Annotated in this window: 15 protein-coding genes; 14 read left to right on the plus strand and 1 reads right to left on the minus strand. The window is 67.8% G+C overall.

Annotation, left to right across the window (positions count from 1 at the left end; genetic code table 11):
• Positions 1-129: 129 nt before the first annotated feature.
• Entirely contained in the window at positions 130-375 is a 246-nt protein-coding gene (locus tag QNO06_RS00480; RefSeq protein ID WP_227912544.1) for a hypothetical protein, read from the plus strand.
• A gap of 161 nt (positions 376-536) precedes the next feature.
• Here the strand turns inward: QNO06_RS00480 and QNO06_RS00485 are convergent, their stop codons facing one another.
• On the minus strand, positions 537-1,082 hold the full coding sequence (locus QNO06_RS00485; RefSeq protein ID WP_227912543.1) for an inorganic diphosphatase: 546 nt from the start codon (positions 1,080-1,082) through the stop codon (positions 537-539).
• Positions 1,083-1,296: 214 nt separating this feature from the next.
• Here QNO06_RS00485 and dacB point away from each other — a divergent pair, with 214 nt between their 5' ends.
• The 13 genes from dacB (at position 1,297) to QNO06_RS00550 (ending at position 13,957) form a co-directional block, all read left to right on the plus strand.
• Positions 1,297-2,724, plus strand: coding sequence for a D-alanyl-D-alanine carboxypeptidase/D-alanyl-D-alanine endopeptidase (dacB, locus tag QNO06_RS00490; protein WP_227912542.1), 1,428 nt, complete (start codon positions 1,297-1,299; stop codon positions 2,722-2,724).
• 67 nt (positions 2,725-2,791) lie between these two features.
• On the plus strand, positions 2,792-3,964 hold the full coding sequence (locus QNO06_RS00495; RefSeq protein WP_227912541.1) for an Rv3626c family coenzyme F420 biosynthesis-associated protein: 1,173 nt from the start codon (positions 2,792-2,794) through the stop codon (positions 3,962-3,964).
• 42 nt (positions 3,965-4,006) lie between these two features.
• Positions 4,007-5,095, plus strand: a complete 1,089-nt coding sequence (tilS, locus tag QNO06_RS00500; protein WP_227912933.1) for a tRNA lysidine(34) synthetase TilS — start codon at positions 4,007-4,009, stop codon at positions 5,093-5,095.
• 38 nt (positions 5,096-5,133) lie between these two features.
• On the plus strand, positions 5,134-5,685 hold the full coding sequence (gene hpt / locus QNO06_RS00505; RefSeq protein WP_227912540.1) for a hypoxanthine phosphoribosyltransferase: 552 nt from the start codon (positions 5,134-5,136) through the stop codon (positions 5,683-5,685).
• Positions 5,686-5,872: 187 nt separating this feature from the next.
• The gene (gene ftsH, locus QNO06_RS00510) at positions 5,873-7,963 is read left to right on the plus strand and encodes an ATP-dependent zinc metalloprotease FtsH (protein WP_227912539.1); all 2,091 of its coding nucleotides are present in this window, start codon (positions 5,873-5,875) and stop codon (positions 7,961-7,963) included.
• A gap of 97 nt (positions 7,964-8,060) precedes the next feature.
• Complete coding sequence (gene folE, locus QNO06_RS00515; RefSeq protein WP_227912538.1) at positions 8,061-8,669, plus strand: GTP cyclohydrolase I FolE; 609 nt, start codon at positions 8,061-8,063, stop codon at positions 8,667-8,669.
• 7 nt (positions 8,670-8,676) lie between these two features.
• Entirely contained in the window at positions 8,677-9,582 is a 906-nt protein-coding gene (folP, locus tag QNO06_RS00520; RefSeq protein ID WP_227912537.1) for a dihydropteroate synthase, read from the plus strand.
• Positions 9,583-9,642: 60 nt separating this feature from the next.
• Positions 9,643-10,005 (plus strand): dihydroneopterin aldolase, encoded by a 363-nt coding sequence (gene folB / locus QNO06_RS00525; protein WP_284162478.1) that lies wholly within the window; start codon positions 9,643-9,645, stop codon positions 10,003-10,005.
• Entirely contained in the window at positions 10,002-10,493 is a 492-nt protein-coding gene (folK, locus tag QNO06_RS00530; protein WP_227912535.1) for a 2-amino-4-hydroxy-6-hydroxymethyldihydropteridine diphosphokinase, read from the plus strand. The genes folB and folK overlap by 4 nt, the downstream gene beginning before the upstream one ends.
• Before the next feature lie 4 nt (positions 10,494-10,497).
• Positions 10,498-11,016: a DUF3180 domain-containing protein gene (locus QNO06_RS00535; protein ID WP_227912534.1), complete on the plus strand. Its 519-nt coding sequence runs from the start codon at positions 10,498-10,500 to the stop codon at positions 11,014-11,016.
• The gene (locus tag QNO06_RS00540; RefSeq protein ID WP_227912533.1) at positions 11,009-11,521 is read left to right on the plus strand and encodes a PH domain-containing protein; all 513 of its coding nucleotides are present in this window, start codon (positions 11,009-11,011) and stop codon (positions 11,519-11,521) included. Before QNO06_RS00535 ends, QNO06_RS00540 begins: the two co-directional genes overlap by 8 nt.
• Positions 11,518-13,041, plus strand: coding sequence for a PH domain-containing protein (locus QNO06_RS00545; RefSeq protein ID WP_227912532.1), 1,524 nt, complete (start codon positions 11,518-11,520; stop codon positions 13,039-13,041). Before QNO06_RS00540 ends, QNO06_RS00545 begins: the two co-directional genes overlap by 4 nt.
• The gene (locus QNO06_RS00550; RefSeq protein WP_227912531.1) at positions 13,028-13,957 is read left to right on the plus strand and encodes a Rossmann-like and DUF2520 domain-containing protein; all 930 of its coding nucleotides are present in this window, start codon (positions 13,028-13,030) and stop codon (positions 13,955-13,957) included. Before QNO06_RS00545 ends, QNO06_RS00550 begins: the two co-directional genes overlap by 14 nt.
• Positions 13,958-14,000 lie beyond the last annotated feature (43 nt).

Genomic DNA, 14,000 nt, shown 5'->3' on the forward strand with positions numbered 1-14,000 from the left:
GCCGGACTTCCCACGCTTCGTTACAGATGGGGCTGGCGGGGTCCCATCAGCCCCATGCGTACCGGAGGGTGGGAAGCCTGGTTCCTGCAGCCCGGCCCGGAGGAACCGGACGCGGGTAGAGTCTGCCGCATGACCAGCACCCCGCCGGAGCACACCGGGCCTGACCGCCCTGGACCGAACCGCCCTGGATCGAACCGCCCCCCGCTGCTGCCCCTGCTGTTTGCCTGCGGGGTCATCCTGTTGGGCCTCTGGGCGGCGTGGTTGACTTCGAGCTGGGTGGTCCTTGCAGTTGCGGTTGCCGTAGCCCTTTTCCCTGCACGGACCCATGCCTCGGATGTGCGTGCCTGGGCCCGGCGGCAGGACCGCCGGGGGTAAGGCCTCTTTCGGGGATCCGCTGCCGTATTGAACATCTGCTGCCCGTTCCATGCGGCAGCAGAAACCGGAGGCGGCAGCAGAAGCCGGGTTAAACGCCGACGGCGGCCGCCCCCGGAAGGGAACAGCCGCCGTCGTACCGGCCGGGCCGGTGGAAGGAAACGCTAGTTGTTGACCGGGTTGGCGTCGACGTCGCGGCCCTGGGACTGGTCCTCTTCGTGGCCTTCGCCAAGCGCCTTGAAGCGGGCGAGGGAAGCCTCAACCTCAGCTTCGGCTGCTTCGCGGCCGGCCCAGTCAGCGGCTTCAACCCACTTGCCGGGCTCCAGGTCCTTGTACTTTGTGAAGAAGTGCTTGATTTCGTCCAGCAGGAAGTCGGACACGTCGGAGAGGTCCTGGATGTGGTCGAAGCGCGGATCCACCGGCACGCAGAGGACCTTGGCGTCTCCGCCGCCGTCATCCACCATATTGAATACACCGATGGGGCGGGATTCCACCAGGACGCCGGGCATCAGGTCGAAGTCCTGCAGCATCACCAGGGCGTCCAGCGGATCGCCGTCTTCACCCAGGGTGTTCTCGAAGAACCCGTAGTGCGTGGGGTAGGCCATGGACGTGAACAGGACCCGGTCCAGGCGCAGGCGGTGGGTTTCGTGGTCAATTTCGTACTTGACCCGGGATCCCTTGGGGATCTCGATGGTTACGTCGAGCTTCATAATTGCGACTCCTCACTGGCGTGGCCCGCGGAGGAACCACTGGAAAGACTTGCTAAAGGATCATGCGCCGACGCGTCCGTGGACGGCCCGCGGGGCGGGGTCAGGGAAGACGCCGGCGTCGGTCTAGTCTTAAAGATATATGTCCTGTGCGCTGAACGGTGCATGGGGGCGGACGGGCCGGGGAAACCGGCGGACGGAAAGAGTCGGTGAGGACATGTCTCGGGTGTTCTCCGGCGCACTGCTGGCGCTTGCCTTTGCGGTGTTGCTGGTTCCTCTGGCCTGCTATGTCCTGCCTCCCGTTGCCGAGTCCATGGCCGGGTCCGGGGTGGAGCGGGCCGAGGCGGTGCCGGACTACCAGGAGCCGCCGTCGGAGCTCGAAGGCACCGGCCCGGTGTCCGCACCGCGCCCCGAAGACCCGATGCCGGACGCAGTGCGGCTGGGCCAGCTGCTGGACGAGGAGCTGTCCATCGAGGGCAGCGGCAGTTTCCATGCGGTGGTTTCGGATGCGCTGACCGGCACGGTGCTATATGAGCGCGGGGGGAGCACGGGTCTCGCACCGGCGTCGAACCTGAAGGTCCTCACCGCTGCGGCCGCACTGTCCGCCATGGATGCCGACACCCGCTTTGCCACCACCGTGCTGGCCGGGGAAGAGCCCGGCACCGTGGTGCTGCGCGGCGGCGGCGATGTGCTGCTGACGGCCGGGGCCTCCAGCCCGGACACGGTGGCCGGCCGCGCCGGCCTGGCGACCCTGGCGCAGCGGACCGCTGCCGCCCTCACCGCAGACGGCACCGGTTCGCCGGTGCGGGTCCGCGTTGATGACACGCTGTTCACCGGGCCCGCACTGTCCGACGCGTGGGGAGCCGCTGACGTGGAAGCCGGCGAGATTGCCCCCGTCCATGCCCTTGCCGTCAGCTCCGCGTGGGCGGAGGAAGGCACCGGTCCAGGGCCGCGGGTGGACGACGCCGCGCTGGCCGCCGCACAGTCCTACCGGGACGCCCTCGCCGAGGCCCTGGCCCCGGCCGGCATCGACGTGGAACCCGTGGCGGAACGCGGCACCGCCCCCGCCGACGCCGCAGCCCTGGCAGAGGTCCGCTCGGCACCGCTCGCCGAGCAGGTGGATTACATGCTGCTGAACTCCGACAACTACCTGGCCGAAGCACTGGCCCGGCTGACCGCTTCCGCCACCGGCAGGGACGCCTCCTTTGCCGGGGGCATCGAGGCCGTCCAGGCGGAAATAGCCGAACTGGGAGTGGACACTTCGGCCATGGTGCTCGGCGACACCAACGGACTGTCCGCCGAAACCTCCGTTTCGGCGGCCCAGCTGACCTCGCTGATGCGGATCCTGCTGACCACTTCGGATCCGGATCTGCGCTCGGTGGCCGGCGGCCTGCCCGTTGCCGCGCTGAGCGGGACGCTGGCTGGACGCTACGACGAGGCCGCCGACTCCGGTGCCGCCGGTATTGTCCGGGCCAAGACCGGCACCCTGCTGGCCGTCACGGCGCTGAGCGGCTACGCCACTGACGCGGACGGAAGGGTCCTGGTCTTCACCTTCGTGGCCACCGGGCTGGACGGGAACACCATGGCGGCCCGTGATGCCGTGGATGCGGCCGCCGCGGTTCTCGCCGGCTGCGGCTGCCGCTGACCCGCATCAGCTTCCGCCCGCCTGCGGAGGAGGTGTGGACATTGTCCTCATGTGGTCGAATGGACCAATGGAGAGCAACGATCGAAGCCTGGCACCTGACCACAGTCCGTCCACCGAGAAGTCTCCGTCCGCATCCTCCGTTCCGTCCCTGGTGAACTGGGACCTTGCCGCGTCCACCGCAGCAGCCATGGTGGCGCCCGGCCCGAAGATGTCCGCCCGTGAAATCCGCGATGCCGTGGCCGACCTGCGTGCCGCCGCCGACGCATCAGTGGCCCACGTGCACCGGATTACCGGCCTCGAAGCAGCACGCGACCTGCGCGACTCCGACGTGCTGATTGTGGACCGTGCGTCCTGGGCCCGCGCGAACTCGCAGAGTTTCTCCGTGCTGATGGGTCCGGCCCTGGAGCACCTGGCCACCACACGTCCGGAGCAGCTGGAAGCAGCCAATACAGCCCTGGGCGGCACCCTGACCGGCGCGCAGCTCGGTGCTGTCCTGGCCTTCCTTTCGAGCAAGGTCCTGGGCCAGTATGATCCGTTTGCCGCGCTGGGCGGCGTGGGCAAGCCCGGCGGGCGCCTGCTGCTCGTGGCACCGAACATCATCACCCTGGAGCGGGAACTCAACGTAGACCCGGACGACTTCCGGCTGTGGGTCTGCCTGCACGAGCAGACCCACCGGGTTCAGTTTGCCGCTGCCCCCTGGCTGCGCGAACACATGCTGGAGCAGATCAGCCAGCTTTCCAACGGCATGATGGACAAGGCGGAAACCCTCTCCGAACGCCTGGGCACCGCAGTCAAGGCCCTGACTGCCCGCAAGGACGGAAAGGACGGCAACGACGGCGACGGCGTGCCGCAGAAGCCGGCGGACCTGCTGTCCCTGCTGCAGGACCCGGAGGACAAGGAACGGCTATCGCACCTGACCGCGGTGATGTCCCTGCTGGAGGGCCATGCCAACGTTGTGATGGACGCCGTCGACTCGAGCATTGTGCCCAGCGTCAAGACCATCCGGCAGCGGTTCAACAACCGCGGTGCCAAGCGCGGCTGGATCGACCGGTTCCTCCGCCAGGTCCTGGGCCTGGACGCCAAGATGCGCCAGTACAGCGACGGCGCCCGCTTTGTCCGCGCCGTCACCGACCAGGTGGGCATGGAGGGCTTCAACCGGGTATGGGAACGCGCAGAAAACCTGCCGTCCGAGGCGGAAATCCACTCGGCCGACCTTTGGATCACTCGGATGGGACTGTAACCGAACGTGCTGGAAGAGAATAAAACCGGAAACCTGTCCGGCATGTCCCAGCGTGCCCCGAGGGTCCGCAAGCGGCTCCTGCCCACCCTGGGCAACGCCCGGAACGCGGTCCGTGATGCACTGCGCGACGCCGGCCTGGCCCCGGGCGGGGAGCGCCCGCCGCTGATCCTGGTCGCCTGCAGCGGCGGACCCGATTCCCTGGCACTGGCCGAAGCCGCCTCCTTCTTCGCCCGGCGCGGGGACTACCGCGTGGGCGCCGTCGTTGTGGACCACGGACTGCAGGAAGGCAGCGCCGAGGTGGCAGCGCAGGCCCGCGGCAAGCTCGAGCGGATGGGGCTGGACCCCGTGCTGGTCCGCCGGGTTACCGTGCCCGCCTCCGGGATGGGACCGGAAGCGGCCGCCCGTACGGTCCGGTACGCCGCCCTGGATGCCGCCGCAGCCGAGCTGGGCGCCTCCGCCGTCCTGCTGGGGCACACGCTGGATGACCAGGCCGAGCAGGTGCTGCTGGGGCTGATGCGGGGCTCCGGCACCCGTTCCCTGGCCGGGATGCCCGCGGTGCGCGGTATCTACCTGCGGCCCTTCCTGGGGCTGCGCCGGGAACAGACCCTGGAAATCTGCGCGCACACCGGGCTGGACCCGTGGCAGGATCCCAGCAACAGCGACCCGGCCTACGCCCGGTCGCGGGTACGCACCGAGGTGCTGCCGTTCCTGGAGGAGAAACTCGGGCCCGGCATCGCCGAGGCGCTGTTCCGTTCCTCACGTATCCTCTCCGCCGACGCCGACTATATGGATGCCGTGGCTGCGCGTACCTTCGAGGAACTGCGGGCCGCTCCGCCGGCCGGCGAGGGGGCCGGAGCCGAAGAGCTGCTGCTGCCCGAAGCACAGCTTCGCGGGCTCGCTCCTGCCGTGCGGCAGCGCGTCCTGGCGCTCGCCGCGCTCGCCCTGGGCGGTGCGCAGCCCAGCTATGAGCGGCTCGCCGCCGTGGAGTCGCTGCTGCGCCGGACCGGCTCGGCCGGGCCCGTGCAGCTGGTGGGCAAAGTCAGTGTGTACCGCCAGCCCCGCTCTACATCGGTTCACCACGGCACCGCAAGCTATGGCAATCTTGTTTTTAGGAAAAAGAGCAGCACCTAACATCCAAAGCTGCAACACTGCGCACCCGGGAGTCATTCGTGGATTCACACGACGTCCAGTCAGACCTCAAGCACGTTCTCTACACCAAGGAACAGATCCAAACCCGGATCACGGAACTGGCGGCCGAAATTGACCGCGACTACGCCGGCCGCGACGTCCTCCTTGTGGGTGTCCTCAAGGGCGCCGTCATGGTGATGGCCGATCTCTCCCGGGCCCTGCACAGCCACGTCACCATGGACTGGATGGCAGTGTCCTCGTACGGCTCCGGCACCCAGTCCTCCGGCGTCGTCCGCATCCTCAAGGACCTGGAAACGGACCTGCTGGGCAAGCACGTGCTCATTGTCGAAGACATCATCGACTCCGGCCTCACGCTGTCCTGGCTGCGCACGAACCTGGAATCCCGCGGCCCGGCCAGCGTGGAAATCTGCACCCTGCTGCGCAAGCCGGACGCTGCGAAGGTGGAAATCGACGTCAAGTACGTCGGCTACGAGATCCCCAACGAATTCGTGGTGGGCTTCGGCTTGGACTTTGCCGAGCGCTACCGCAACCTGGACTTCATCGGCACGCTGGCACCGCACGTCTACGAGTAAACGCCGGACTCCCCGTCCCGCGGCCTCGCAAAAGCGATGACCGTCACGGAAATACCGCTACGCCCACAGGGAACTAAACCCCGCCTTGGACCGTGTTCCTCTGGGGGACGGTGTATAGCTAGTAGGTAAATTCCGCGCAAAGCAGCGTTGTTGATCAGGAGGGACGGGGCACAAGCCCTGACGACGAATGAAATCCAAGAACTTCTTCAAGGGTCCGCTGATATGGATCGTGCTGGCCTTGGCCGCTCTTTTGATCATCCTGCCCAGCCTTTCTGCAGGGAACACCAAACAGGTGGATACCAAGGAGGGCCTGGATCTGCTCAGGGGTCCGGACGTGTCCCAGGCCAAGATTTACGACGGCGAGCAGCGGGTCGATCTGACCCTCAAGGACGACGCCGTCAAGGAACAGGGCACCAGCGACGTCCAGTTCTACTTCAGCACTGCGCGCGGCGAGGAAATAGTCCAGGCCGTCAATAATTCCGGTGCGAACTACACGGACCAGCCGGTGCAGACCAACTGGTTCACCAGTTTCCTGGGCCTGTTCCTGCCGTTCATCATCATTGGCCTGATTTTCTGGTTCCTGATGTCCCGCATGCAGGGCGGCGGTTCCCAGGTCATGAAGTTCGGCAAGTCCAAGGCCAAGCTGACCAATAAGGACATGCCGCAGGTGACGTTCGACGACGTCGCCGGTGCCGATGAGGCCGTGGAGGAACTGCACGAAATCAAGGAGTTCCTGCAGGACCCGGGCAAGTTCCAGGCCGTGGGCGCCAAGATTCCCAAGGGCGTGCTGCTGTACGGCCCTCCCGGCACCGGCAAGACCCTGCTGGCGCGCGCCGTTGCCGGTGAGGCCGGCGTGCCGTTCTACTCGATTTCCGGTTCCGACTTCGTGGAAATGTTCGTTGGCGTGGGCGCCTCCCGTGTCCGCGACCTCTTTGAGCAGGCGAAGTCCAACTCCCCGGCCATTATCTTCGTGGATGAAATTGACGCCGTCGGCCGCCACCGCGGTGCCGGCGTGGGCGGCGGCAATGACGAACGCGAGCAGACGCTGAACCAGCTGCTGGTGGAAATGGACGGTTTTGACGGCAACACCAACGTCATCCTGATTGCCGCCACCAACCGGCCCGACGTCCTGGACCCGGCCCTGCTGCGCCCGGGCCGTTTCGACCGGCAGATCGGCGTCGAGGCGCCGGACATGCAGGGGCGCCTGCGCATCCTGCAGGTCCATGCCAAGGGCAAGCCCATGGCCGACGGCGTGGATCTGGAGACCGTGGCCCGCAAGACCCCGGGCTTCACCGGCGCGGACCTGGCCAACGTACTCAACGAAGCCGCGCTGCTGACCGCCCGCTCCAACGCGGACCTCATTGACGACCGCGCCCTGGACGAAGCGATCGACCGCGTGGTTGCCGGGCCGCAGAAGCGCAGCCGCGTGATGAAGGAACTGGAACGCAAGATCACCGCGTACCACGAGGGTGGACACGCCCTGGTGGCGGCGGCGCTGCGGAACACGGACCCGGTCACCAAGGTGACCATCCTGCCGCGCGGCCGGGCCCTGGGCTACACCATGGTGCTGCCGCAGGACGACAAGTACTCGGTCACGCGCAACGAACTGCTGGACCAGCTGGCCTACGCAATGGGTGGCCGGGTAGCGGAGGAGATCGTTTTCCACGATCCTTCCACCGGTGCCTCCAACGACATCGAAAAGGCCACCTCCACGGCCCGCAAGATGGTCACCCAGTACGGCATGAGCGAGCGGATCGGCTCCGTCAAGCTGGGCTCCGGCGGCGGCGAACCGTTCCTGGGCCGCGACATGAGCCAGGAACGGAACTACTCCGACCAGGTGGCCTACGTGGTGGATGAAGAAGTCCGGCGCCTGCTGGACAACGCCCATGACGAGGCGTACCAGATCCTCACGGAGAACCGCGACGTGCTGGACCGGCTGGCCCTGGAACTGCTGGAACGCGAGACGCTGAACCAGCAGGAAATCGCCGAGGTCTTCTCCGACGTGCGCAAGCGCGACGTCCGCGAGGTCTGGCTGTCCAAGCCCACCCGCCCGGTGCACAGCATGCCGCCCGTGGTGTCCCCGAAGGAACGGCGCGAAGCCAAGGAGCTCGGCGCTCCGGACCCTGCATCGGTTGCTCCGCAGGACCAGATTGCCGACGCCGACCTGCCGCAGGACTTCGATGTCTCCGGCAACGGCCTGCCGCAGCCCGAAAGCAGCGGCCAGGGCAGCCATTCCGGCCGCGGCGGAAGCTCCGGCAGCTCGGCACCGGAAGCGTAGGCACCGGGAAATACCACAGTGCGGGCGGTCCTTCGGGGCCGCCCGCTTTCGTCTGCCGTCCGCCGGGACGCATGCCCGGGCGCGATAGGATCGACCAGTGACGGATTTCGACGACGAACTACTGCCCGCGGCAGAAGACTCCCCGGTGGACCAGCCCCGCATCGAACGGGCGGTCCGGGAGATACTCATCGCCATCGGGGAGGACCCGGACCGGGACGGATTGAAGGACACCCCCAGCCGGGTGGCGAAGTCCTACACGGAAATCTTCGCCGGGCTGCACGAGAGTCCCTCGGACCTGCTGGCCACCACCTTTGACCTGGACCATGAGGAAATGGTCCTGGTGAAGGACATTGCCTTCTACTCCACGTGCGAGCACCATCTGGTGCCTTTCCACGGCACGGCGCATATTGGCTACATCCCCTCCCACGAGGGCAAGGTGACGGGCCTGTCCAAGCTGGCCCGCCTGGTGGAGGTCTACGCCCGCCGTCCGCAGGTGCAGGAGCGGCTGACTACCCAGATCGTGGACGCGCTGATGACTAATCTTTCCCCCCGCGGTGCCATAGTGGTTATTGAATGCGAGCACCTGTGCATGTCGATGCGCGGGGTCCGCAAGCCGGGCGCCAAAACCGTGACTTCGGCGGTGCGCGGCCAGCTGCGCGAGACCGCGACCCGCGCCGAAGCAATGAGCCTGATACTCGGACGATAGGACCACCATGGATTCACTCGCTGCCGCGCCCGGCACCGGACCGGCCACGTCGCCGCTGCCCGTACTGCGCCCCGCCCGTTCGCCGCGGAAGCTGGCGGACCTGCCGACGGACCGCACCCTGGTGATGGGCATCCTGAACGTCACGCCCGATTCCTTCAGCGACGGCGGACAGTTCGCCGATACTGACGCGGCCATCCGCGCCGGACTCAAAATGCACTACGAGGGTGCGGACATCATCGACGTCGGCGGCGAATCCACCAGGCCGGACGCCGTCCGGGTTCCGCCCGAAGAAGAGCAGGCACGCGTGCTGCCCGTGGTTCAGGCCCTGGTCCGGGCCGGCGCCCTGGTCAGCGTTGACACCATGAACGCCTCCACTGCCCAGCAGGCCATCGATGCCGGCGCGGCGATAGTCAATGACGTGTCCGGCACTGAAATCGATTCTGACATGCCCGCACTGGTGGCCCGCACAGGCGTGTCTTATGTGCTGATGCACAGCCGCGGCAGTGTACGCAGCGATGATCCCAATGCCAGCTACGACGACGTCGTCGAGGAAGTGGTCGCTGAACTGGCGAAGGTGCGTGACCGGTTCTATGCCGCAGGGGTAGCCCCCGAGCAGATCATTGTTGACCCCGGGCTGGGCTTCTCCAAGAATGCTGAGCATGACTGGCAGCTGCTGCGCGGCCTCGACCGGCTGGGGTCCCTCGGCCACCGTGTCCTGGTGGGTGCCTCCCGCAAGCGTTTCCTGGGTTCGCTGCTCACATCTTTCGGCAAGGCTGCCCCGCCGCTGGAACGCGACAACGCAACGGCCGCTGTATCCGCCCTGGCCGCCCGCTCCGGCGCCTGGGCGGTGCGCGTGCACAACGTGCCCGCCAATCTGGACGCGGTCAAAGTCGCCGCTGCCTGGAAAGGCTAAGGGATGACCGGCACGGCTCCGGGGCGGCCTGCACTGCGGCAAACACCGGAAACCACGGGTTTGGACCGGATCTCACTGCGCGGGATCACGGCCACCGGCTACCACGGCGTCTTCCCTGAGGAACGGCGTGACGGCCAGCCGTTTGTGGTGGACCTGGTGCTGTTCACCGACCTTGCCCCGGCAGCCCAAAGCGATGACCTGACCAAGACCGCGCATTACGGCGAGGTGGCCGAACTGGTGGTCCAGGTCATTACGGGCGAACCCCTGAACCTCATCGAGGCCCTGGCCGGCCGCATCGCCGGTGCCGTTCTCACGTCCTTCAGTGTCCTCGCAGCAGTGGAAGTCACCGTACACAAACCGAAGGCGCCCATCGCCGTGGAGTTCGGCGACGTCGCTGTCACCATCTACCGGGAGCGCCCATGAGCACCGTGCACGCCATCCTGGCCATGGGCAGCAATTTGGGCGAAAGCCGGGACACCCTTTCCAGCGCCGTCGCCGAGCTGGCCGACCATCCGCAGGTAGTACTGACCGCCGTTTCACCGGTGGTCCGCACCCGCCCGGTGGGCGGGCCCGAGCAGCCGGACTACCTGAACCTGGTGGTGGCGGTGGAAACCGGCCTGGAACCGCACGCCCTGCTGGCACACTGCCAAGCGGTTGAGGCACGCCATCACCGCGAACGGATAGTACGGTGGGGCCCGCGCACGCTCGACGTCGACATCATTGCCTACGGTGACCTGCGCCTTGAGGATGAAGATCTCACCATTCCGCACCCGCGCGCGGCCTCACGCGCTTTTGTCCTGCAGCCCTGGGCCTGGATGGAGCCGGACGCCGTGCTGAACGGGGTGCCGGTGGCCGAACTGGCCGCCAAAGCCGAGGATCTCCCCGGACTGGAAATCTTCGAAGGAGAATGAGCCCGTGATCACCATCCGCTACCGGTGGCTGGCCGTGATTGCCCTTGCCGCCGGGATTGTGGGCTGGGCCGTGAACACCTTCCTCGCGGACAACGGTTACCCCTCGCCCGTCCTCAACCCGGTGGCGCTGGTGGCCATCATCCTGGTGACGGCTGCCACGCTTGTCCTGGGACTGCGGGTGCGGCGGTGGCGCAACGGCCGGCGGGACCGTGAACTGGACCCGCTGGCCGCTGCCCGGACAGTGGTCCTGGCGCAGGCCGTGGCCTACGCCGGTGCCCTGCTGCTGGGTTGGCACGCGGGCGTTTTCCTGGACCTGCTGCCGCTGTGGCAGCTGCGGCCGGGCCATGCCGCCACCTTGGCTTCCCTGGCCGTCACCGCGGGCGGGATCCTGATGGTGGCGACCGGGCTGACCGTGGAGCGGTTCTGCAAATTGCCGCCCGATGACCGGAACGGCACCGGACCGGCGTCCGGGAGCGGCACCGGGGAAGACGGCGGCTCAGAAGGCGGAGGACAACTTGCCTAGCGAAGCCATTGACCCGCCGGCACTTCAATGGCAGCGGGTCTCGCCCCGGTACCTGCGGCTGCGGCTGCTGGGCTGGGGCCTGGAAACCGTCATCACCCTCTTGGTGACCGGCGTGCCGCTGGTGCTGTTGCTGACCGGGATCTGGCCTGGATACCCAGCCTGGCTGGCCTGGGCCCTGCCGGTCTTTTTCGCCGTGACCCTGCTGTGGCGCGGACTGCTGCTGCCGCGCCAGGTCCGGGCCATCGGCTATGCCGAACGCAACGAGGACCTGCTGCTGCGCCGCGGCATCTTTTTCCAGCGCACCCTGGTGGTCCCGTACGGCCGCATGCAGTACGTGGATGTGGCGGTGGGTCCGCTGGAGCGGGCGTTCGGCCTGTGTACCCTCAAACTGCACACCGCCTCACCGGGCACCAACGCCTCCATCGCCGGACTGCCCGCCGCCGAGGGCGCCCGCCTGCGTGAGCACCTGTCCGCGCGCGGCGAAGCGCAGCTGGCCGGACTGTGACCGGGGGAGAAGCAGCTCCCGTCCCGGACGGGCCGCCGGACGCCCCTGAACCGGCGGGTACCGCCGCGGAACCGGCCTGGAACCGGGTGCATCCGGTATCCCCGCTGGTCCACGGCTGGATAGCACTGGCCGCCGTGGCCTACTTCGTGGGCCGCGACCAGGCCGAAGGCTGGTTCTCGGGCGGCGGCATGCGGCTCCCGCATGGCGAAGCACTGTTCTGGACCCTGCTGATCCTGGGCGCGGTGCTGGTCCTGATTGCCGGCGCTTTTTTCCTGTCCTGGTGGTTCACGCGCTACCAGCTCGCTTCCGAACACATCCGGGTACATTCGGGCGTGCTTTTCCGCCAGCAGCGCCAGGCCCGGCTGGACCGCGTCCAGGCCATAGACATTGTCCAGCCGCTGTTGGCGCGCATCTTCGGCCTGGCCGAACTGCGTTTCGAGGTGGCCGACGCCGGCGAATCCGCAGTGCGCCTGGCCTACCTCCGGCTTCCGGATGCGCAGGCACTGCGGGAACGGATCCTCCGGGGGGCGTCCGGCGCCGGTGAAGATCCGGAGGAGGCCGCCGCCGGCGGCAGTACGCCCACAGTGCCCGGTGAGCAGGAGGTGCTGTCCCTTTCCGCCGGGCGGGTCATCGGCTCGGCCGTGCTCTCCAGCACCACGGTGCTGCTGCTGCTGGCCGTGGCCGCCGTGGTTATCCTGACCAAAGTCACCGGCGAGCTCGGCTCAGTGGCCGCGATGGTCCCGATCATCTTCGGTTTTGGCAGTGCCTACTGGGGCATGTTCAGTTCTTCCTTCAACTTCCGGGCCTCCGTGTCCCGTGACGGGATCCGGATCCGCTCGGGCCTGCTGGACACGCGGGCCCAAACGGTTCCCCCGGGCCGCATCCAGGCTGTGGCCGTGCGGCAGTCACCGCTGTGGCGGCTCGCCGGCTGGTACTCGGTGTCAGTGAACGTGGCCGGTTACGGTGCAGGTTCCTCCACCGGGGACAGCGCCGCCCGTACCCGGCTCCTGCCGGTGGGCACAGCCGAGGAGGTGTTCCGCATGCTCGCCCTGGTGCTTCCCGATCCCGGGACCAAGGACCCCGTGGAAGTTTTCACGGCCGGAATGAACGGCAGCGGGGAACGTGCCGGATATACCGTCTCTCCGCGGCGGGCACGCTGGCTGTCCCCTTTGTCCCGCCGCCGGAACGGTTTCCTGGTGACCGGTTCCGCGCTGCTGGCGCGCCGCGGCTATTTCTGGCGCTCCCTGGACGTGGTGCCGCACAGCCGCACCCAGTCCCTGGCGCTGGAACAGGGTCCGGTGCAGCGCCGGCTGCGGCTGGCCAGCCTGGTGCTGCATTCCACGCCCGGCCCGGTGTCCCCCAAAGTGGTGGAGCTCGACGCCGGCACTGCCCTGGCGCTGCTGGACGAACAGGCGGCCCGGGCCCGTGCGGCCCGGCACCGCGACCTGCCCGAACAGTGGCTGCGGCACAACCCCAACTACCCGCTATCCCTCTCCAAGGAGGAGCATGAACACCCCTGAGTCCCACAGCGCAGAAGAACGACGGCGCCGCGGCCGGCTGGGTATCGGGGTGATCGGCGCGGGCCGCGTCGGTGCCGTGCTCGGTGCCGCCCTGCGCGCTGCCGAACACGCCGTCGTCGGCGTCTCCGCCGTGTCCGAAGCCAGCCGGGAGCGGGCCGAGAACCTGCTGCCCGGGGTGCCGATCCTGGACATTCCCGACATTGTGGAACGGTCCGAGCTCGTGCTCCTGGCCGTCCCGGACGACGCCCTGGGCCCGCTTGTTTCCGGGCTGGCCAAAACCGGTGCATGGCAGCCCGGCCAGCTGGTGGCCCACACGTCCGGCCGGTTCGGCACCGAGATCCTGGCGCCTGCCCGGGCGGCCGGGGCCATCCCGCTGGCCCTGCACCCCGCCATGACCTTCACCGGCATGAGCCTGGACCTGACCCGGCTGGCGGACTGCTCCTTCGGCATCAGCGCCCCGGCGGCCGTCCTGCCCATTGCCCAGGCGCTGGTGGTGGAAATGGGCGCCGAGCCGGTGGTCATCGACGACGAAGACCGGGTGCTCTACCACGCAGCCCTGGCCCATGCTTCAAACCACCTGGTCACGCTCGCCGCCCAGTCCACCCAGCTGCTGGCGTCCCTCGGCGTCGAACACCCGGACCGCCTGCTGGGACCGCTGATGCGCGCGTCGCTGGAAAATGCCCTCGCCTCCGGTGAAGGTGCACTGACCGGGCCGGTGGCCCGCGGCGATGTCGGCACCGTTGAGGCGCACACCCGTGCCCTTGCCGATGCCGGCACCGAAGACTTCCGCGCCGCATACGGCGCGCTTTCAGCGGCCACCGCCTCCCGGGCTGCGGACCGAGGCCTGCTCAGTACCGAACAGCGTGATGCGATCCTCAAGGCATTGCAGCCGGAACTGCCGGGCCCGGAAGAATAAGTCCGGAAGAATAAGTTCCAGAAGCCCAAACCCACAAGAACCA

The organism is Arthrobacter sp. zg-Y20 (assembly GCF_030142075.1).
GTDB lineage: Bacteria > Actinomycetota > Actinomycetes > Actinomycetales > Micrococcaceae > Arthrobacter_B.

Excerpts from the sequence above, each read along its gene's own strand:
- QNO06_RS00480 (WP_227912544.1), top strand. The coding sequence starts at position 130 with ATGACCAGCACCCCGCCGGAGCACACCGGGCCTGACCGCCCTGGACCG.
- QNO06_RS00485 (WP_227912543.1), bottom strand. The coding sequence starts at position 1,082 with ATGAAGCTCGACGTAACCATCGAGATCCCCAAGGGATCCCGGGTCAAG.
- dacB (WP_227912542.1), top strand. The coding sequence starts at position 1,297 with ATGTCTCGGGTGTTCTCCGGCGCACTGCTGGCGCTTGCCTTTGCGGTG.
- QNO06_RS00495 (WP_227912541.1), top strand. The coding sequence starts at position 2,792 with ATGGAGAGCAACGATCGAAGCCTGGCACCTGACCACAGTCCGTCCACC.
- tilS (WP_227912933.1), top strand. The coding sequence starts at position 4,007 with ATGTCCCAGCGTGCCCCGAGGGTCCGCAAGCGGCTCCTGCCCACCCTG.
- ftsH (WP_227912539.1), top strand. The coding sequence starts at position 5,873 with ATGAAATCCAAGAACTTCTTCAAGGGTCCGCTGATATGGATCGTGCTG.
- folP (WP_227912537.1), top strand. The coding sequence starts at position 8,677 with ATGGATTCACTCGCTGCCGCGCCCGGCACCGGACCGGCCACGTCGCCG.
- folK (WP_227912535.1), top strand. The coding sequence starts at position 10,002 with ATGAGCACCGTGCACGCCATCCTGGCCATGGGCAGCAATTTGGGCGAA.
- QNO06_RS00550 (WP_227912531.1), top strand. The coding sequence starts at position 13,028 with ATGAACACCCCTGAGTCCCACAGCGCAGAAGAACGACGGCGCCGCGGC.